This window comes from Streptomyces sp. NPDC059906, assembly GCF_042730645.1.
GTDB classification, from domain to species: domain Bacteria; phylum Actinomycetota; class Actinomycetes; order Streptomycetales; family Streptomycetaceae; genus Streptomyces; species Streptomyces rubrogriseus.
Genome location: NZ_JBHWKU010000002.1, coordinates 253,236 through 271,562, shown reverse-complemented (window position 1 = coordinate 271,562; position 18,327 = coordinate 253,236). Strand labels below are relative to the sequence as shown.

The window sequence follows — 18,327 nt, the reverse complement described above, 5'->3', positions numbered from 1 at the left end:
CGAACTCCTCAGAGGATGCCGCGGCCGACTCCGCCGCAGACGTCGATGCTGGTTCCGGTGATGTAGGAGGCGCGCGGCGAGAGCAGCGAGACGATCGCGTACGCGACCTCCTCGGCGCGGCCGAGACGGCCCAGCGCGATGCCCCGGTCGGCGGCGATCTCCGCCTGCCACTCCTCGTAGGTGAGCCCGCTGTCGGCCGTCGCGTGCCGGCGGGTCCACTGGCCGGTGTCGACCAGGCCGAGGCAGACGGAGTTGACGCGGATGCCCTCGGGGGCGAGTTCGCGGGCCAGCGAGGTGGAGAGGTTGAGGATGCCGGCGCGGGCGGCGCTGGTGGTGATCAGCCGGGTCTCCGGCTGCTTGGCGAGGACGGCGTTGACGTTGACGACCGCGGCGGCGTCGGAGGCGCGCAGGTGGCCGCGGGCGGCGGCGAGGGGGTGGAGGACGCCCGCGAACTTCAGCTCCAGCTCGTCGCGCCAGTCGTCGGCGGTGGTCTCGTCGAGGGTCTTCGTCCTGGACTGGCCCGCGTTGTTGACGAGCCCGTCGAGCCGTCCGCCGAGGTGCGCGGCGGCGCGCTCGGTGAAGTCCCGTACGGCGTCGGCGTCCCGGACGTCGCAGACGCCGGTGTACAGGCGGTCCCGGCCGGCGCCGAGACCGGCGGCGGCCTTGGCGAGCCGGTCGGAGTCCCGGCCGCAGGTGGCGACGCGGGCGCCTTCGTCGAGCAGGGCGCGGACGGTGGCCAGGCCGACGCCGGAGCTGCCGCCGGTGACCAGGACGGTGCGGTCGGCGAGGCCGAGGTCCATGGGTTCTCCTTGCGAACGGGGATGCGGGGGGGGGCGGGGCGGGGGCGGGGTTCAGTGCATGGTGAAGCCGCCGTTGACGGCGACGACCTGACCGGTGAGGTAACGGGACTCCTCGCCGAGCAGGAAGGAGACGAGCCCCACCACGTCGTCGGGGCGCTGCGGCCGGGGAATCGCGCGGTTGGCCGCGTAGAGCGCGTGCCGCGCGGCCGGTACCGTCTCGGTCGCCTCGACCTCCGTCAGGCCGGGTGCCACCGCGTTGACGGTGATGCCCCGCTCGCCCAGTTCGCGGGCCATCGCGCGGGTGAGGGCGACGACCGCGCCCTTGGAGGCGATGTAGTGGGCGAGCCGCGGGGAGCCGTAGAGGGCGGCGTCGGAGGCGATGTTGACGATGCGTCCGGGGTCGGACATCAGGGGCAGCAGGTGCTTGGCGACGAGCCAGGGGCCGCGGGCGTTGACGGTCATCAGCCGGTCCCAGGTCTCGACGTCGATGTCCTGGAACTCCCGGCCGCCGACGCCGTTGGCCAGCGCCGCGTTGTTGACCAGGGCGTACACGGGACCGCCGGACGCGGGCCCGCCGGGCGCGACGCGGGCGGCCAGCGCCTCGACCGAGGCGTGGTCGGCGACGTCCAGCGGGACGAACTCGGCCGCACCGCCCGCCTCCCGGATCGCCGCCGCCGTACGGGCGCCCCACTCCTCGTTCAGTTCGGCGACGACGACGCGGTACCCGTCGGCCGCCGCCCGGCGGGCCATGGCCTCCCCCAGACCACGGCCCGCGCCGGTCACGACGACCGTACGGCGCCCGGTGGCCGGGTCAGTCACGGGTGACGCCGTACAGCGGGGAGTACTCGGGGTACGTCGGCACCTGCGGCTTCTGCGTGCCGATGACGACGCAGAACAGGGCGTCGGTGTCGCCCTCGTTCTTCAGCGAGCGGGTCACCCCGGCCGGGACCACGATCATGTCGCGGTAGCCGAGGGTGCGGTACTCGGTCTCGTCGGGGCCGCGGTGGATGCCGACGCGGACCTCGCCCTCCAGGACGAAGAAGGCCTCCTCGACGTCGTGGTGGGTGTGGGCGGGGCCCTCGGCGCCGGGCGGCAGCAGCATGTTGGAGAAGGTGAAGCCGCCGGAGGGCAGGATCCGGCCGTCCTCCTCGTGGTTGCCGGTGGCGCCGGAACCGACGTAGCGGATCTGCGCCCGCTTGTACTGCGGGCCCGCCTTCTCCTGGAAGGACAGGGTGCCCCAGTCCGGCTCGCGGGAGGCCTTGGTGGCGATCAGGGAGTCGGTGTACTTGGCGAGGTCCGAGCCGTTGTCGTAGTCGTCGGTGGTCAGCGGCATGGTGATCAGTCCTTCATGGTGCGGGTGTCGGTGACGATGTGGAGGTGGGAGAGCAGCCAGGCGTTGAAGTGCTCGGGCTGTTCCTGGTTGGCCAGGTGACCGGCGTCCTTGACGATCACGTAGGCGGTCCGGTGCAGACCGCCGGCCAGGACCTGTGAGGCGTCGGGGCCGGTGATCCGGTCCTTCTCCCCGCACAGGACGAGCGTGGGCGCGGTGACGTCGGCGAGTTCGCCGCGCAGGTCGGTGGCGGCCATCGACTCGGCCGCCTGCCGGTAGCCCGGCGGCCGGATCGCGTCGGCCATGGTGTCGACGACCCGCCGCACCAGCTCGGGCGGCGCGTCCTTCGACAGCAGCCGGGGGCCGCGTTCCTCCGCGAAGGCGCGCGGGCCGGCGCGCTCCAGCTCCGGGACGCGGGCGCGCATGGCGGCGGCCTTCTCGGGGCCGGTGCCGGAGCCGGGGGTGGAGTCGGCGACGGTGAGGGAGGCGACGAGTTCCGGGTGCCGGGTGGCGAGCCGCAGCGCGATGACGCCGCCCCAGGAGACGCCGACGACGTGTGCCTCGCGGGCGCGGGCGCGGATGACGGCGGCGGCGGTGTCGGCGTAGTCGTCGAGGGTGAGGTCGCCGTCCGGGTCGGCGGACCTGCCGTATCCGGGGGCGTCCCAGGCCACGACCCGGTGACCGGCGGCGGCGAGTGCCTCGGTCTGGGGTGCGAAGGCGGCGGACGAGGAGCCGATGCCGTGCAGGCACAGCACCAGCGGCCCGTCGTCGCCCCTCTCCTCCAGGTGCAGCCCGGCGAGGTCGTGGGCGGTCACAGGATCTGCCCCCGGCGTCCGGCCAGGGCGGCGAGCGAGCGCAGTACGGCGTACGGGACGACCTGGCTGGTGGCCGGGTTGGCCGCGTCGGGCAGGTGGCGCACCTCGAAGCGGTACGAGCCGTGCGGCCCGCTCGCCTCGATGACGTGGGAGGTGTGCGCGGCCGCCGGGTCGGCGACGACCCTGACCCGTACCGCGTCGAGGTCCCCGACCGCGAGGGCGACGGAGGCGGCGACGTTGGTGGACTTGGGGAACTTCGCCGGCACGTCGCGCGCGGTGCCGGACATGACCTCCACGGGTCCGGTCGCCGACCGCAGCCGGGCGAGCGCCTCCTCGTCCATCCAGGGCTGTTCGAGGGTGGACGGCAGCTTGGTGGTGGTCAGCGTGACCTCTCCGAGCGGGCCCATCGCCCGTACGGCCTGGAGGAGGTCGAGCCCGCCGACCGCGCCGCCGGTGAAGTAGACCCGGCCGGGTCCGGCCGCGAGGAGTTTCTTGGCGAGGTCGTCGTCGGTGAGCGCTCCGGTGGACGCCACGAGCAGGTCGGTGCCGGAGGCGAGGATCGTCTCGCCCCATTCCCGTACGACGCCCTGTCCTGCGGCCTCGACGATCAGGTCGCAGGCGGCGAGGGCTTGTTCCACGGTGAGCTGGGGTGCGGGGACCGCGTCGCCGAGGGGGCGGTTGTCGACAATGCCGACGAGTTCGGCGCCGGGCACCTCACCGGCGGCGAGGGCGCCGCCGACGGTGCGGCCGATGGCGCCCCAGCCGATGAGGCCGACCTTGCGTGTGCCGCCGTTCATGCCGCTGCTCCTTGGGGCTCGGTGCTGGTTTCGGCGGCGGCGTCCACGGGCGGGGCGACCGGGCTGCCGTCGGGCGTGCCCGCCATGTGGGCGCGGATCCGCGGCGAGGGCGGGCCCGCGGTCCCCCACAGGTCGGACAGCTCGGGGGTGCGCCGCCACACCTTGCAGATCCAGGTGTCCTCGACGATCTGGGCGACCTCGGTGGTGTACTCGCACACCAGGCCGGTGGGGTCGGTGAAGTACGAGAAGGTGTTGTTGCCGGGGCCGTGCCGGCCGGGGCCCCACTCGGGGGTGATGCCGTGGTGGCGGAGCCGGCCGAGGCCGCGCATGAAGTGGTCGAGTGAGGTCATCTCGTAGGCGACGTGGTTGAGGGAGACCCACGGTGCCTGGTTGAAGGCCACGCAGTGGTGGTCGGAGCCGCAGCGCAGGAACGCCATCTGGTGCTCGGACCAGTCGGAGACGCGCATGCCGAGCACGTCGCGGTAGAAGGCGACGGAGGCGTCGATGTCGGGGGTGTTGAGGACGGCGTGGGTGACCCCGACCGGCAGGGACACGTCCCGGCCGCGTGCGGTGACCGCCCAGGTGTCGGCGGACAGTTCGATCAGCCGTCCGTCGAGGTCGTGGAAGCGCAGCCCGTAGCCGCCGCCGACCTGGTCGAGGGGGCCGGGTTCGGTGACGAGCGCGATACCGCGGGCCCGCAGCCGGTACGCGGCCTCGTCCACCTCGGCCGGTGTCGCGAGCGCGAAGACGAGGCGGCCCAGGCCGATCGTGTCGGAGCGGGTCAGCCTGAGGGCGTGGTGCTCCTCGCCGGTGCCGCGCAGCCAGCTCGCGCTGTGTTCGGCCTCGACGACCTCCAGGCCCCAGACCTCCTCGTAGAAGTCGACGGCGTCGGCGAAGTTCGGGGTGAGCAGCTCGACCGAGCGCAGGGCGCGCAGGCGGCCGATCGGGGGCTGGTTCATGGCGGGGTCTCCCTAGGAGTGGGTCAGTTGGCCCAGGGCAGGGGCGTGGCGTCGGTGCCCCAGTACAGGGACTTCTGCCGCTGGTAGGCGCGGATCAGGTCGCGGCCCTTCTCGGTGCCGAGCCCGGAGTCCTTCATCCCGCCGAAGGGGGTGGAGATGGAGAACTGCTTGTACGTGTTGATCCAGACCGTTCCGGCCTCGATGCGCCGTCCGAGCCGCCAGGCGGCGCGCGCGTCGCGGGTCCAGATGCCGCAGGCGAGTCCGTAGACGGAGTCGTTGGCCAGTGCGACCAGTTCGTCCTCGTCGTCGTAGGGCAGGGCGACCAGGACCGGGCCGAAGATCTCCTCCTGGCAGACGCGGGCGGAGTTCGGCAGGGAGTCGATGACGGTCGGCAGGTAGTAGGCGCCCCGTGCGTACCGCTCGCCCTCGGGCGGGGCGCCGCCGCACAGCACCCGGCCGCCCTCCTCGCGGGCGCGGTCGACGGCCGCGGCGACGGCGTCGCGGTGTGCGTGGTGCACGAGCGGCGCGACCTGGGTGTCGGGGGACGTGCCCGGCCCGACGCGCAGTTTCCGCACCCTCCCGACCAGTTCTCCGACGAAGGTGTCGTACAGCGAGGCGTGGACGAACAGGCGCGATCCGGCGATGCAGGACTGGCCGCTGGAGGAGAAGATCCCGTACATGACGCCCGCGAGGGCCTGTTCGACGTCGGCGTCCTCGCGCACGATCGTGGGCGACTTGCCGCCCAGTTCGAGCGAGGCGGGGACGAGCTTGTCGGCGGCGGCGCGGGCGATGGCGCGCCCGGTGGCGGTGCCCCCGGTGAAGCCGATCCGGCCGACCAGCGGATGGCGGACGACGGCGTCGCCCACGACGCGGCCCTTGCCCGGCAGTACGGCGAGCAGCGCGGTCGGCAACCGCTCCTCGGCGAGCACCCGGTGGACTAGGCGCCCGAAGGCGAGGGAGACCAGGGGGGTCCACTCGGCGGGCTTGAGCAGCACGGCGTTGCCGCCGCCGAGGGCGGGGGCGACCTTCTGCGCGTCGGAGGCGACGGGCGAGTTCCAGGGGTTGATCGCGCCGACGACGCCGATCGCCTCGTGGGTGCTCATCGTGAGGTACGGGCCGCGCGAGGGTGTGAGCGCGTCCTCGGCAGTCTCCAGTGCCGCGGCCGTGTACCGGAAGGTGCCGGCGGCGCTCAGTGCGAGCGCGCGGGTCTCGGCGAGCGTCTTGCCGGTGTCGGCGGTCTGGAGCGCGGCCAGGTCGTCGGCGTGCTCCTCGATCAGGTCGCCGATTCGGTACAGGACGCGGGCCCGGCGGTGGGGCGGCAGGTCCCGCCACTCGGGGGCGGCGGCGGCCGCGGCGGCGGCGTGCGCGGCCTCGTCCACGTCGTCGGGCGAGGCGGCGTGGACGGTGGCGAGGACGGTGCCGTCGGCCGGGTCGACGGTGTGGATCGGCGGGCCGCCGCCGAGTCGCCACTGCCCCGCGATGAGGATCTCGTCGGCTGGGATGCGCGGCATGGGGACCTCCGGGTGAGGAGCGTTTCTAAGCGCTAGAAATCTAAGGGCTTAAATAATTTCCCCGCAAGAGCCCGCGGTCGAGAATTTTTCACGACGTCAGGAGTAAGGCTTGCCTAACATCGGCGGGCTACCGGTAGAACTTAAGCACTGAGACATTCAGCGCCTACATAAATAGGGCGTCGCCGCACCTCTCCAACCCTCATCGCCGCCGGCACGCGGCTGCCCCGTCGTGCCGTGCGGCCCGAACCCTCCCGTGCGGGCTCGCGCACTCCCCGACGCACGGGACACGGACACCGGAGACCCATCCATGACGATCGACGCAGCCCGTGACACCCCGGGCCGACAGGACGACGGCGGAAAGGACGACGACTCGACGGCGCTCGCGGCCGCCATCGGCGCCCGCTTCGAACGCCTGCCGCTGTGCCGCTGGCAGGTGATGGTCCGGCTGGTCGTCGGCGCCGTCACGTTCTTCGAGGCGTTCGACCAGCTCCTGATCGCCTACGCGCTGCCCGAACTGCGCGACGAGTGGCATCTCGGCACGGCACAGGTCACCGCCCTGATGACCGTCGGCTCCATCGGCATGCTGATCGGCGCCCTGGTCTCGGGCCGGCTCGCGGACCGGATCGGCCGCGTCAAGGTCATCGCCGCCTGCATCGCGCTGTCCGGCGTCTGCAACCTGGCCCTGACCCTGTGCACCTCCCCCGAGCCCTTCATGGCGCTCCGCTTCGTCCAGGGCATGGCCATCGGCGGCGAGGTGCCGATCGCGGCCACCTTCATCGCGGAGATCACCCGCGCCCACCAGCGGGGCCGTTTCGTCCTCCTGTACGAGCTGGTCTTCCCGGCCGGTCTGACCGCGGGCGCGCTGCTGGCCGCCTGGCTGGTGCCGCTGCTGGGCTGGCGCTGGATGTTCGGTCTGGCGGCCGTACCCGGCCTGCTGTGCTTCGCCCTCGCTCGCTGGGTCCCCGAGTCACCGCGGTGGCTCGCCGATCACGGCAGGCACGACGAGGCGCTGGCGACGATGGCGTCGATCGAGCAGAAGGTCGAGAAGGCCACGGGAGCCCCGCTGCCGGAGCCCGCACCGGCCCGCCCCGCCTCTCCTCCCCGGGGCAGCAGTGGGACCGGAGGCCTGCGCGAACTCCTGACCGGCCGCTACGGCAGGCGCACCCTCGTCGTCGGGTCCCTGTGGTTCACGGGCTACTTCGCGAACTACGGCATCACGTCCTGGCTGCCGACCATCTACAAGGACCACTTCGACCTCGACCTGTCCACGGCACTGCTCTACTCGACGGTGACGAGCTGCGCGGGCCTGGCCGGATGTCTGCTCGTGGCCCTCACCGTCGACCGGGTCGGCCGCCGCAACACGGTGATCCGGTGCATGGCGGCGGCGGCACTATGCCTTCTCCTGCTGGGCCTGACCGCCGGTGGAACGGCTTCGAGCGTCCTGGTCTGGACGTCCCTGGCCGCGGTCTTCCTCTTCGGCTCCAACATCTGCCTCTACCTGTACACGCCGGAGCTGTTCCCCACCCGGATCAGGGCACTGGGCTCCAGCGTGGGCGGCGCGATGAACCGCCTGGGCGTGATCCTCGGCCCGATCGTGGTGGGCGCCCTCTACGCGGGAGGCGCGATCGGCACGGTGTTCGTGACCCTGGCGGTCGTCGCCGTCGCGGGCTCCCTGTCGGCGGCGGCCTGGGCGGAGGAGACCAGCGGCCGCGCCCTGGAGGACGTGGCGCCGTAACGGTGCGGCACCGGCTCCGGACCCGGGCCCGCCACGGGTCCGGGTCCGGGTCCGGAGCTAGGGAGTGTGCGTGCGGGCGAGCCCGGTCGCGAGCCGTCCGACCAGTCGCCGTGCGGCCTCCGGCGCGACGACCTCGATGTGCTCGCCGAACTGCAGTAGCTGCCGTACGCCGTCGACCCGGTCGTACGCCACGGTGATCTCGACCCGCCCGTCGTCCCCCTGGTCGCTCACCGCCCTGAGCCTGGCACCCAGGATCCGGCGGGCGATGTCGAGGCTGGCCGCGTCGACACGCGCCGTGACCACCACGCGCTCCCCGCGCTCCAACGCCTCGCCCAACTCCCGTGCCGTACCGGCGAGGTCGGCACCGGCCCGCAGCCGACGCGTACCGTCGAGCACGGCCCACCGCTGGAGCCGGGTGAGCGCGAACATCCGGGGCCGCCCGTCCCGGTCCGCCACGAGGTACCAGCGCCCGCCCCGCTGCACGAGCCCGTAGGGGTCGACGGCGAACTCCCGCGCGGCAGCGTCCCCGCTCCTGCGATAGACGATCCGCAGCCGCCTCCCCGTACGCACGTCCCGCACCAGCCCCGCGACATCGGGCAGGGGTACGGCGTCCTCGAACCAGGGCCGGTTGTCGATCGCGATCACGTCCGTCAGCGCGAGCGGCGGCTCGTCCCGGGCGGGCGGCGGCTGCCTGCGCGACGTGAGCTTGCGCAGCGCCGACCGGGCGGCCGCCTCACCGCCGAGCTGACGGGCCCGTTCGAGGTCGAGCCCGACCGCCCGCAGCAGGTCCGCCTCGCCGGTCGTCAGCTTCGACAGGTCGGCCTGGTCACCGGGCAGCAGGCTGATGCCGCCGTACTTCCCCCGCTCGGTGAGGACGGGGATCCCCGCGTCGACGAGCGCCCGCACATCGCGCAGGACGGTCCGCGTCGACACCCCCAGCTCCTCGGCCAGCACCTCGGCGGTGGTCCGCGGACGCGCCTGCAACGCCGCCAGAAGCTCGATCAAGCGCTGCGGCCGACTCATGCGACAGCTCCTTCGCCGAACACGACAACTCCTGTCATGTTCTCAGGCGATGCTGACACGCAGGGCCGGACCCCACCGACCCGCCCGGAAGGAGCCGATACCCATGCCCGCACCCAACCTCTTCCTCGTCTACGTCACCGACGTGGAGCGCGCGACCGCCTTCTACTCCGGCCTGTTCGACATCAAGCCGGTCATGACGACACCGCGCTACGTCCCCTTCGAAGTCGCCCCCGGAGTCCTCTTCGCCCTGTGGAGCGGCCGCGCGGACCGGCTCGGCCCGCACACCCCGCGCACCTCGGAGGTCGGCCTCATGCTCCCGGGCTCCTCGGCGGCCATCGACGCGCTCCACGCCGAGTGGGCCGCCAAGGGCGTCACGGTGGTGGAGGAACCCCACGACGAGGTCTTCGGCCGCACCTTCGTGGTCACGGACCCGGACGGCAACCTGATCCGCGTCTCGCCCGTCGACTAGGGCCTGTCCGGCGGGCAGGGAAATCGCTGCCCGCCGGCGCGGCGGCCGTGCCAGAATCCGCCGCATGTCCGTTCGATACCCGCGCCCCTTGCGCCCAGGAGACCGTGTCGCCGTCACCTCGCCGTCCAGCGGAGTCCCCGAGAAGCTCCGCGAACGCCTGAACGTGGCGATCCGCGACGTGGAGGCACGCGGATACGAGGTGGTGGTCGGAGCGTGCATGGACGGCTCGGGGCACGTCAGCGCCCCCGCCCCCGAGCGCGCCGCCGAACTGACGCGGATGCTGACCGACCCCGGCATCAGAGCGGTGGTGCCGCCGTGGGGCGGAGACCTGGCCATCGACCTCATACCCCTGCTGGACTGGGACCGGCTGCGCGAGGCCGAACCGACCTGGGTCGTGGGCTACTCGGACCTGTCGACCCTCATCACCCCGCTGACGCTCCTCACCGGCACGGCGACCGTCCACGGCAACAACCTCATGGACACCCCGTACCGGACCCCCGACGGGCTGGTCTCCTGGCTCGACATCGTCAGCGCCCCTCGCGGGCACCGTTTCACCCAGACCCCACCGGGCCGCCACCGGACCACCGGCTGGGACGACTACGCGCTCCACCCGGAGGTGCGGGAGTACACGCTGGACACCCTCGGCGGCTGGACCCGGCTGGACGGCGGCGAAGACGTCGAGGTCGAGGGCCGTCTGATCGGCGGCTGCGTCGAGACGCTCTGCAACCTCACGGGCTCCGGGTGCCTGGACACATCGGCCTTCGCCCGGACCGCGGCGCCGGAGGGACTGCTGGTGTACGTGGAGGCCTGCGGCGACGACGCCCTGACCATCTGCCGCAACCTGCACGGCATGCGGCTGGCCGGCTTCTTCGACACCGCGAACGCGGTACTGGTCGGCCGGACCTCGGCCCCCGGTGTCCCCTCGCTCTCCCAGCACCAGGCCGTCCTGGACGCGCTCGGCCCGCTGAACGTACCGATCGTCGCCGACGTGGAGTGCGGCCACGTCCCGCCCTACCTGCCGATCGTCAACGGCGCGCACGGCCGCCTGACCCACACGTCGACGCGGAGCGAACTCACCCAGACCCTGGCCTGATTCCGTCCAGGAAGTACCCGGTACGGCGGTCGTAGTCGTCCCGGGGCGGCCGCTCGCCGTGTTTGAGGGCGAGGGCGTTGTCGCGGACGAGTGCGTGCAGGTCGCCCGCCGTGAACTCCGGCCGCAGCGCACCGCGGGCCCGCGCCGCCGCGACGATCTCCTCGTTGGCCCCGCTTCCGACCCGGCAGATCTCCATCAGCTGCTCCGAGTGCGGATACGTCTGCAACAGGACGTCGTTGAAGGCGGGCTGGCGGTACTGGAGGTCGCGGATCGCGGTGAGGTAGTACGCGATCCGCTCACCGCCGTCGTCGATGGTCCGCGTGCGGTCGACGACGGCGAACAGCTCCCTGGCGACGACCTCCTCGATGACGGCGTCGATGAGCCCGACCCGGCCGCCGAACCGGTTGAAGATGGTGGCCTTGCTCACCCCTGCCGCCTTGGCGACCTCCTCCAGCGGCACGGTCAGGCCCTGCCCCTGGAAGGCGCCGATCGCGGCGGAGCGGATCTGCTCGGAATTGCGCCGGGCGTCGGCACGCAGCCGCGGTTCCGAGGGCACCGCACCGGCCATGACCCTCACCGTCTCTTCCCGTCACTCACCATCACAACTTGACTCGCCGAGTCAGCTTACCTACGGTCGCGGCAGAAGAGAAAGTGACCTATGTGGTCAACTTACGCGGGAAGGCCAAGACCATGATCGTTGTCACCGGCGCCACCGGCGGGCTGGGCGGCACCACCGTCGAGCACCTCCTCAAGCGCGTACCCGCCGACGAGATCGGCGTCAGCGTCCGCGACACCGCCAAGGCCCGGCACCTCGCCGACCGCGGTGTGCGCGTGCGGCAGGGCTCCTACGAGGACCCGGCCGCGCTGCGCGACTCCTTCGCCGGTGCCGAGCAGGTCCTCCTGGTGTCCGGCAACGACCCGGCCGCCGACATCGTCGGCCTGCACCGCAACGCCGTCGAAGCCGCGGTGGCGGCCGGCGTCCGGCGGATCGTCTACACGAGCCAGCAGGGCGCCGTCCCCGGCAACCCGTACCCGCCGTCGCACTTCCACCTCGCCACCGAGGCGCTCCTCGCCGACTCCGGAGTCGCCTGGACCGCCCTGCGCAACGGCGCCTACGGCCCGCTCGACCAGGTCCTCGGCCCGTGGCGGCGGACCGGCGTGATCGCCCAGCCGGAGGACGGCCCCGTCCCGTACACCGACCGTGCCGACATCGCCGAGGCCACCGCGGCCGTCCTCGCCGGTGACCGCTCCCTCGACGGCCCCGTCGACCTCACGGCGCCGACCGCCGTCACCTTCGACGATGTCGCCGAGATCGCCTCCGGCCTCACCGGTCGCCGCGTCGAGCGCATCGTCCTGGACGACGAACAGTGGGTCGCCGACCAGATCAGAGCGGGTGCGCCGGAGCAGATGGCCCGATTCATGCTCACCTGGTACCAGGCGGCCCGCACGGGCTTCTTCGCCGCAGCCGACCCACTCCTGGCCGACCTCCTCGACCGCGAACCCCTCACCGTCGCCGACCGGCTCACAGCCGACCTCGCCGCCTGATTGCCGATCCGGCCATGTTGCATGCCCCTGGCGGAAGTGCGGTGCGCGCCGCACTTCCGGCATCTGCTGCGGCACCCGCCCGGCGGCCGTACCGTCGAACCCGAACGGCTACCGAGGAGGCTTCCGATGCGCAGCGTGACCTATTCGATGAACACGTCCCTCGACGGCTACATCGTCGACGCGAGCGGCGCCTTCGACTGGAGCGACCCGAGCGAAGAGGTCTTCCAGTACTGGACGGACGAGATCCGCGAGGCCGGCGCCCACCTGCTGGGGCGGCGGCTGTACGAGACGATGCTGTACTGGGAGACCGCCGAGCAGGACGAGCAGCTCGGCGCCGCGGAGCTGGAGTGGGCCGGGCTGTGGAAGGCGCTGCCGAAGGTGGTGTTCTCCAGGACGCTGACCACAGTGCGGGGCACCAACACCCGCCTGGCCTCCGGCACCCTGGCGGAGGAGATCGAGCGCCTGCGGTCCGAGCCAGGCGACGGCGACATCACGATCGGCGGCGCGACCCTCGCCGCCGAGGCGGCCGCCGCGGACCTGATCGACGAGTACCGGACCATGCTCCACCCGGTACTGGTCGGCGGCGGCACCCCGTTCTTCCCGCACCACGAGCGCCGGGTGAACCTCGAACTCGTCGAGTCCCGCACCTTCGGCCGGAATGTCATCCTCCTCCGCCACCGCGTGGTCCGCTGACCCGACCCGTCAAGCCACGCCCAGTTCGCACCACACGTACTTGCCCCGGTTCCCCTCCCGTGCGAGCGGCTGCCACCCCCACACGTCCGCACACGCCCGGACCAACGCCAGCCCCCGCCCATCCTCCCGGTCGGCTGCCCGGTCGAACGGCTGCGGCGGCTCCGGCGGCGAGGGATCCGCGTCCCAGGCGCCGAGCCGCAGCACTCCACCGCCGGACCAGCGCACCCGCAATGCGGCGGGCCCCTTGGTGTGCCGTACGGCGTTGGACACCAGCTCCGTCGCGAGCAGTTCGGCGAGATCGACCATCCGGATCAGCCCGTGCATCGTCAGGATCAGCCGCAGGGTCCGGCGGCAGACGCGGCAGACGGTCACGGCTCTGGGGTCGTTCGGGATGTAGAGGGAGTACTCCCACGGATCGTTTTCGGGCATGCCGATTCCCTTCGGGAATGGGGTAGGTGGTCGCGGTGCCGGTGTCTATACCGCCTTGCCATGACAGGGCAAAGCGGTGCGCTTCCGACACTCGCAGTTGCAGTGCGTGTTCTCCGCGCCACCGACGGTAGACATTAGAATTAATGGCTAGCAAGCCCGTCGCGTAATCTGACACCCGAACGGGGAGCGGCATCAGGCACATTGAGCAGGGGGCGGGAACATGGGAACCAAGCGCGAAGCGACAGCACGGCAGTTGCGCTTGGCGGTTGAACTTCGCAAGCTGCGCGAAGCATCGGCGCTCAGCGCCCGCGAGGCGGCAGCCCTTCTCAGCGTCAACTCCGTCCAGATCAGCCAGATCGAGTCCGGCACCACAGGCGTGAGTGAGCAGCGGCTACGCCGGCTTGCCGTGCACTACGCCTGCACGGACGAGGACTTGGTCAGCGCGTTGGTGGCAATGGCGACAGACAGAACACGCGGCTGGTGGGAGGAGTACCGATCGCACCTTCCCACATCGTTTCTGGACCTCTCCGAGCTGGAGCACCACGCCACATTCCGCTGGGACGTGGACTTCCTGCACGTCCCGGGACTCCTGCAAATCGAGGACTACGCCCGCGCGCTCTTTTCACGACGAGTACCCGAGCTCCCCCAGGACGACCTGGACCTGCGTGTACGCCACCGAATGCAGCGACGTGTGATCCTCGAAGGCGAGCGACCCATCCCGTACGAAGCCCTCGTACATGAAGCCGCGTTGCGGATCCGAGTCGGAGGTCGCACCACCTCGCGCGCTCAGCTCGCGCACATCTTGGAGTTGTCCGAAGCAGAACACGTGACGGTACGCGTCATCCCCTTCGAGCTGGAGGAGTTCGCCGACGCCACAGCCGCGATGGTCTACGCCGGGGGCGTCGTCCCACGACTGGACACCGTGGTGCGCGACGGCCCTCACGGCACGCTGTTCATCGATTCGGAACCGCAGCTAGGCGTCTTTCGAACGCTTTTCCGTAGAGTGGAGGGGGTGTCGCTCGCCCCCGAGCGTTCCCGCGACTTCATCCACAGGCTGGCAAAGGAACTGTGAGGCTCTCGGTGACCACCCGCGACAACTGGCAGAAGTCGTCGTACTCCGGCAGCGGCGACGGCAACGCCTGCGTAGAGGTTGCCCACGACTGGCAGAAGTCGCCCTATTCCGGCGGCGGGGAAGGCAACGACTGCATCGAGGTCGCCCTCGGCCACCCCCGCATAGCCGTCCGCGACTCCAAGACCCCCACCCGAGCCGTGCTCACCTTCCCCGCCCCCGCCTTCGCCGCCTTCCTCGCCGCCCTCCGGAGCTGAGGCACGCGGGCCGGGGGGTCGGGGCTTACGCACCTCGGCCTAGGACCCGCGCCCGATGCGCGTCGCGCGCGAGATGCCTAGGGTCGGCGTCCATGCAGGCATCGGAGATCACGCGCCGCACTGCGGCGGAGCGCAGGCGCGACGTCCTGGAACGGCTGGGCAGGGAGCGCGACGTGTGGGTGTCGACGGCCCACCCCGACCACGGGCCGCACCAGGTACCCCTGTGGTTCCTGTGGGACGGGCGGGCCGTGTGGATGTGCACCAGCGCCTCCTCCGCGAGCGCGCGCAACGTGCGCGAGGAGCCGCGGGTACGCCTGTCGCTGCCGGACACCTTCGATGTGGTGTCGCTGCAGGGAGCGGCGGAGGCGTACCCCGCGAGCGAGGTGCCGGACAAAGCCGCGGACGCCTTCGCGGGCAAGTTCGGCTGGGATCCGCGTCAGGAGCGGGGTTCCTTCCTCTACCTGCGCGTCGAGCCGACGACGGTGCGCGCCTGGCGTGGAGAGCCGGAGCTTCGCGACCGGGTCGTCATGCGTGAGGGGGTGTGGCTGGCGTAGCACCGGGTCGGGCGCGATCGGCCGGGGAATAACCGGAGACCCCCTCCTGTTACGTCGCGAAGCGACCCATGTAGGACCGCGTGTACGACGACGTGTACGACCGCGCCAAGCACAGGAGGCACCCCACCATGCCCGCAGACGCCGCAGCGGAGATCCGGGGCACCGCCCACGGCACCGCTCCCGTTCCCCTCTCCGTACTGGACCTGGTGACCGTCGGGGCGGGCCGGACCGCCACCGACGCGCTGCGGACCGGTGTGGACATCGTGCGGCTCGCCGAGGCGCGCGGGTTCCAGCGCTACTGGGTCGCCGAGCACCACTCCATGCCCGGCGTCGCCTCCTCCTCCCCTGCGGTGATCCTCGCCCACCTCGCCGCCCACACCGACCGCATCCGGCTCGGGTCGGGCGGCGTCATGCTGCCCAACCACGCGCCGCTCGTCATCGCGGAGCAGTTCGGGACGCTGGAGGCGATGGCGCCGGGGCGGGTGGACCTCGGCCTCGGCCGCGCCCCGGGCACGGACGGGGCCACCGCCGCCGCCCTGCGCCGCACCGACCGGCTGAACGAGGGCGCCGACGACTTCCCGCAGCAACTGGCGGAGCTGGTCCGGTTCCTGGACGACGACTTCCCGGACGGGCACCCCTACGCCCGTATCCACGCCGTGCCCGGGCCCGTGCAGGCCACCTCGCCCGGGGGTGTGCAGTCGGCGCACCGGCCGCCGGTGTGGCTGCTCGGCTCCTCCGGGTTCAGCGCGCGGCTGGCCGGCACCCTCGGGCTGCCGTTCGCCTTCGCGCACCACTTCTCGGCGCAGAACACGGTCCCCGCCCTCGACCTGTACCGGGAGTCCTTCCGGCCGTCGGCCGTCCTGGACGCCCCCTACGCCCTCATCGGCGTCTCCGCGCTCGCCACCGACGACGAGAAGGAGGCGCGCAGGCAGGTGCTGGCGGCCGCGCTGAACATGGTCCGGCTGCGCACCGGGCGCCCGGGGCTGGTGCCGACGCCGGAGGAGGCCGAGGCGTACGACTTCAGCCCGATGGAGCGGGACTTCATCCAGTCCTGGAACGCCAACGTCGTCCACGGCACCGCCGACGAGGTGCGGGCCGGCCTCGACGACCTGCAGAAGCGCACCGGCGCCGACGAGCTGATGCTCACCGCCAACGCCCACGGCGGCGACGTGCGCCTGCGCTCCTACGAGCTGATCGCCGACGCCTACGGGTTGCCGACGCCGGCCTGAACCCCGGCCGGGCCGCCGGGTTCCGCGTGGCCCAGCAGCGCGGAGATGCGGTCCGGTGCCACCGGCCGGGAGTACAGCCAGCCCTGGCCGGTGTCGCAGCCGATGCGGCGCAGGCGGCTCGCCTGGTCCGAGGTCTCCACGCACTCGGCGGTGACGGTCAGGCCGAGGCGGTGGGCGAGCTGGACCATCGCCTCGACGATGACCTCGTCGGCCGGATTGGCGACCCCGGCCGTACCGGAGCCCGCGGCGTCGGGCACGGCCTCGTACTGGAAGCCCCGGACGAACGCGCCGTCCAGCTTCAGCACCGAGACCGGCAGCCGGCTGAGGTAGGCCAGGTTCGAGTAGCCGGTGCCGAAGTCGTCGATGGCGATGTGGACGCCCATGTCGCTGAGCGCCTTGAGGACCTGGAGCGGGCGTCCGGCCGAGCCCATCACCGCCGACTCCGTCAGCTCCAGCTGGAGGAGGTGGGGCGCCAGGCCCGTGTCCTCCAGGGTGCGGGCCACGTCCGCCACCAGGTCGGAGTCCCAGACCTGGCGGACGGCCACGTTGACGCTGACGAAGATCGGCGGCTCGTCGGGGTGGGCCAGCTGCCAGCGGCGGGCCTGGTGGCAGGCGGTGCGCAGGATCCAGCGGCCGAGGGGAACGATCGAGCCATCCTCCTCCGCCAGTGCGATGAACCGATTCGGCGCCAGTACGCCGAACTGAGGATGATTCCAGCGGATGAGCGCCTCGACGCCCCGCACCCGGCCGTCCTCCATGCCGACCAGCGGCTGGTACTCCAACGCGAACTCGCCGCGTTCGATGGCCGGGCGGAGCGTGGCGGCCAGCGCCTGGCGGGTCATGCGGTTGGCGTTGCGCTCGGGGTCGAACAGGGTCCAGCGGGACCGGCCGTCCGCCTTGGCCCAGTACAGGGTGGTGTCGGCGGCCTGCATCAGGGCGGTGGGGGTGGTGCCGGCGGTGTGGCGTTCGACGACGCCGACCGAGGCGGTGACCGAAAGGCGCCGGTCGGCGAGTTCGAAGGGCGGCTGGAGGGCCGCGAGGACCGCCCCGGCCAGGTCGGCGAGCTGGTCGGTGCCGGTGGAGTCCTCCACCAGGAGGGCGAACTCGTCGCCGCCGAGCCGGGCCACCAGCGGGGCGCCGGACCGGGCGTGGGCCGCCTCCTCCGCGCACCTGGTGAGCCGTTCGGCCACGGCGGCCAGGAGCCGGTCGCCGACGCGGTGGCCGTGGGTGTCGTTGACGGCCTTGAAGCCGTCCAGGTCCAGGTAGCACACGCCGATCCGGCCGGTGCCGCCGTGCTCGTACGACTCCGCCTCCAGCGCGGCGGTCAGTCGTTCGAAGAACAGGGCGCGGTTGGGCAGCCGGGTCACCGGGTCGTGCATCTGGAGGTGCCGCAGCCGGGCCTGGAGTTCGCGCCGGGCGCTCACGTCGGCGACGGACAGCAGCAGGCCCGGGGCGTCCCCGCCCCCGGTGTCCCCCGAGCCCCCGGCACCGGCCAGTGGCTCGACCGTCACCTGCGCCCACAGGGAGTGCCCGTCGGCCCGCTTCAGCCGTCTGGTGCAGCGCAGCCGGGGCCGGTGGCCGCGCAGCACCTCGCGGTACGTGTGCCAGGTGCCGGCGTCGGAGGCGAGGTCGACGAGGTCGGCCGCCACGGACCCGGCCAGCGCGTCCGGGTCGGTGCCGAGCAGGGTGCCCAGGGTGTCGTTGGCGCTGACGACCAGGCCCTCGGCGTCGACGACGGCCATGGCGAGCGGGGCCGTGGTGAACACCGACCGGTAGGCCGGGGACTCCGTACGCACGGCACGAGGAGCCAGGCCTTCATCACTCTCTGTAATGGCCGGGCCGAGATCCGCTGCGGGCGCCGGCCCTTCGGAGGTTCCGTTCACCGCTCGCTCCCGCAGTGCCTCGATCTCTGTTCGTGCTCTGTTCGTGCAGGAAAGTGTGCCGATCATAGAGGCTGGCACCGGGCCCTTCCAGCCGCCGTTCCGCGTTCCGGACCGAGCGACCCCTCCGGCAGATCGT

Annotated in this window: 20 protein-coding genes; 9 read left to right on the top strand and 11 right to left on the bottom strand. The window is 72.3% G+C overall.

The window, feature by feature from the left end; translation table 11 throughout:
* Window positions 1-8: 8 nt before the first annotated feature.
* The 7 genes from ACFV9J_RS04200 to ACFV9J_RS04170 are packed head-to-tail and all read right to left on the bottom strand — an operon-like array spanning window position 9 to window position 6,212.
* The gene (locus ACFV9J_RS04200) at window positions 9-800 is read right to left on the bottom strand and encodes an SDR family oxidoreductase (protein ID WP_385349546.1); all 792 of its coding nucleotides are present in this window, start codon (window positions 798-800) and stop codon (window positions 9-11) included.
* 51 nt (window positions 801-851) lie between these two features.
* Window positions 852-1,619 carry an SDR family oxidoreductase gene (locus tag ACFV9J_RS04195; protein WP_385349543.1) on the bottom strand — a complete coding sequence of 256 codons (768 nt, stop codon included), beginning with the start codon at window positions 1,617-1,619 and terminating at the stop codon, window positions 852-854.
* Window positions 1,612-2,133: a cupin domain-containing protein gene (locus tag ACFV9J_RS04190; protein ID WP_360999998.1), complete on the bottom strand. Its 522-nt coding sequence runs from the start codon at window positions 2,131-2,133 to the stop codon at window positions 1,612-1,614. Before ACFV9J_RS04190 ends, ACFV9J_RS04195 begins: the two co-directional genes overlap by 8 nt.
* Window positions 2,134-2,138: 5 nt before the next feature.
* Complete coding sequence (locus ACFV9J_RS04185; RefSeq protein ID WP_385349539.1) at window positions 2,139-2,945, bottom strand: alpha/beta fold hydrolase; 807 nt, start codon at window positions 2,943-2,945, stop codon at window positions 2,139-2,141.
* A complete protein-coding gene (locus ACFV9J_RS04180) occupies window positions 2,942-3,742 on the bottom strand; it encodes an aspartate dehydrogenase domain-containing protein (RefSeq protein WP_385349537.1) in 801 nt (266 codons plus the stop codon). Before ACFV9J_RS04180 ends, ACFV9J_RS04185 begins: the two co-directional genes overlap by 4 nt.
* Window positions 3,739-4,701, bottom strand: a complete 963-nt coding sequence (locus ACFV9J_RS04175) for a VOC family protein (RefSeq protein WP_385349534.1) — start codon at window positions 4,699-4,701, stop codon at window positions 3,739-3,741. Before ACFV9J_RS04175 ends, ACFV9J_RS04180 begins: the two co-directional genes overlap by 4 nt.
* Before the next feature lie 23 nt (window positions 4,702-4,724).
* Entirely contained in the window at window positions 4,725-6,212 is a 1,488-nt protein-coding gene (locus tag ACFV9J_RS04170; RefSeq protein WP_385349531.1) for an aldehyde dehydrogenase, read from the bottom strand.
* Between the two features lie 307 nt (window positions 6,213-6,519).
* Between ACFV9J_RS04170 and ACFV9J_RS04165 the strand changes: the two genes are divergently transcribed.
* On the top strand, window positions 6,520-7,947 hold the full coding sequence (locus ACFV9J_RS04165) for an MFS transporter (protein ID WP_385349528.1): 1,428 nt from the start codon (window positions 6,520-6,522) through the stop codon (window positions 7,945-7,947).
* Window positions 7,948-8,004: 57 nt separating this feature from the next.
* Here ACFV9J_RS04165 and ACFV9J_RS04160 read toward each other — a convergent pair whose 3' ends face one another.
* Window positions 8,005-8,970 (bottom strand): helix-turn-helix transcriptional regulator, encoded by a 966-nt coding sequence (locus tag ACFV9J_RS04160; protein ID WP_385349525.1) that lies wholly within the window; start codon window positions 8,968-8,970, stop codon window positions 8,005-8,007.
* Between the two features lie 103 nt (window positions 8,971-9,073).
* Here ACFV9J_RS04160 and ACFV9J_RS04155 point away from each other — a divergent pair, with 103 nt between their 5' ends.
* Window positions 9,074-9,439 carry a VOC family protein gene (locus tag ACFV9J_RS04155; protein ID WP_385349522.1) on the top strand — a complete coding sequence of 122 codons (366 nt, stop codon included), beginning with the start codon at window positions 9,074-9,076 and terminating at the stop codon, window positions 9,437-9,439.
* A 64-nt stretch (window positions 9,440-9,503) separates the two neighbouring features.
* Complete coding sequence (locus ACFV9J_RS04150; RefSeq protein WP_385349519.1) at window positions 9,504-10,532, top strand: S66 peptidase family protein; 1,029 nt, start codon at window positions 9,504-9,506, stop codon at window positions 10,530-10,532.
* Here ACFV9J_RS04150 and ACFV9J_RS04145 read toward each other — a convergent pair.
* Window positions 10,513-11,100 (bottom strand): TetR/AcrR family transcriptional regulator, encoded by a 588-nt coding sequence (locus ACFV9J_RS04145; protein ID WP_385349516.1) that lies wholly within the window; start codon window positions 11,098-11,100, stop codon window positions 10,513-10,515. The genes ACFV9J_RS04150 and ACFV9J_RS04145 overlap by 20 nt on opposite strands.
* A gap of 122 nt (window positions 11,101-11,222) precedes the next feature.
* Between ACFV9J_RS04145 and ACFV9J_RS04140 the strand changes: the two genes are divergently transcribed.
* Complete coding sequence (locus tag ACFV9J_RS04140; protein ID WP_385349513.1) at window positions 11,223-12,077, top strand: NAD(P)H-binding protein; 855 nt, start codon at window positions 11,223-11,225, stop codon at window positions 12,075-12,077.
* Between the two features lie 126 nt (window positions 12,078-12,203).
* Window positions 12,204-12,770 (top strand): dihydrofolate reductase family protein, encoded by a 567-nt coding sequence (locus tag ACFV9J_RS04135; protein WP_385349509.1) that lies wholly within the window; start codon window positions 12,204-12,206, stop codon window positions 12,768-12,770.
* 9 nt (window positions 12,771-12,779) lie between these two features.
* Here ACFV9J_RS04135 and ACFV9J_RS04130 read toward each other — a convergent pair whose 3' ends face one another.
* A complete protein-coding gene (locus tag ACFV9J_RS04130; protein ID WP_385349506.1) occupies window positions 12,780-13,199 on the bottom strand; it encodes an ATP-binding protein in 420 nt (139 codons plus the stop codon).
* A 220-nt stretch (window positions 13,200-13,419) separates the two neighbouring features.
* Between ACFV9J_RS04130 and ACFV9J_RS04125 the strand changes: the two genes are divergently transcribed.
* The 4 genes from ACFV9J_RS04125 to ACFV9J_RS04110 all read left to right on the top strand — a co-directional run bounded on the left by ACFV9J_RS04125 (window position 13,420) and on the right by ACFV9J_RS04110 (window position 16,308).
* Complete coding sequence (locus tag ACFV9J_RS04125; RefSeq protein WP_385349503.1) at window positions 13,420-14,271, top strand: helix-turn-helix transcriptional regulator; 852 nt, start codon at window positions 13,420-13,422, stop codon at window positions 14,269-14,271.
* Complete coding sequence (locus ACFV9J_RS04120; protein ID WP_385349500.1) at window positions 14,268-14,525, top strand: DUF397 domain-containing protein; 258 nt, start codon at window positions 14,268-14,270, stop codon at window positions 14,523-14,525. Before ACFV9J_RS04125 ends, ACFV9J_RS04120 begins: the two co-directional genes overlap by 4 nt.
* Before the next feature lie 92 nt (window positions 14,526-14,617).
* Window positions 14,618-15,079: a pyridoxamine 5'-phosphate oxidase family protein gene (locus ACFV9J_RS04115; protein WP_385349498.1), complete on the top strand. Its 462-nt coding sequence runs from the start codon at window positions 14,618-14,620 to the stop codon at window positions 15,077-15,079.
* 128 nt (window positions 15,080-15,207) lie between these two features.
* Window positions 15,208-16,308 carry an LLM class flavin-dependent oxidoreductase gene (locus ACFV9J_RS04110; RefSeq protein ID WP_385349495.1) on the top strand — a complete coding sequence of 367 codons (1,101 nt, stop codon included), beginning with the start codon at window positions 15,208-15,210 and terminating at the stop codon, window positions 16,306-16,308.
* Here ACFV9J_RS04110 and ACFV9J_RS04105 read toward each other — a convergent pair.
* Complete coding sequence (locus ACFV9J_RS04105) at window positions 16,284-18,191, bottom strand: putative bifunctional diguanylate cyclase/phosphodiesterase (protein WP_385349492.1); 1,908 nt, start codon at window positions 18,189-18,191, stop codon at window positions 16,284-16,286. The two genes, ACFV9J_RS04110 and ACFV9J_RS04105, sit on opposite strands and share 25 nt — an antisense overlap.
* Window positions 18,192-18,327: the final 136 nt, after the last annotated feature.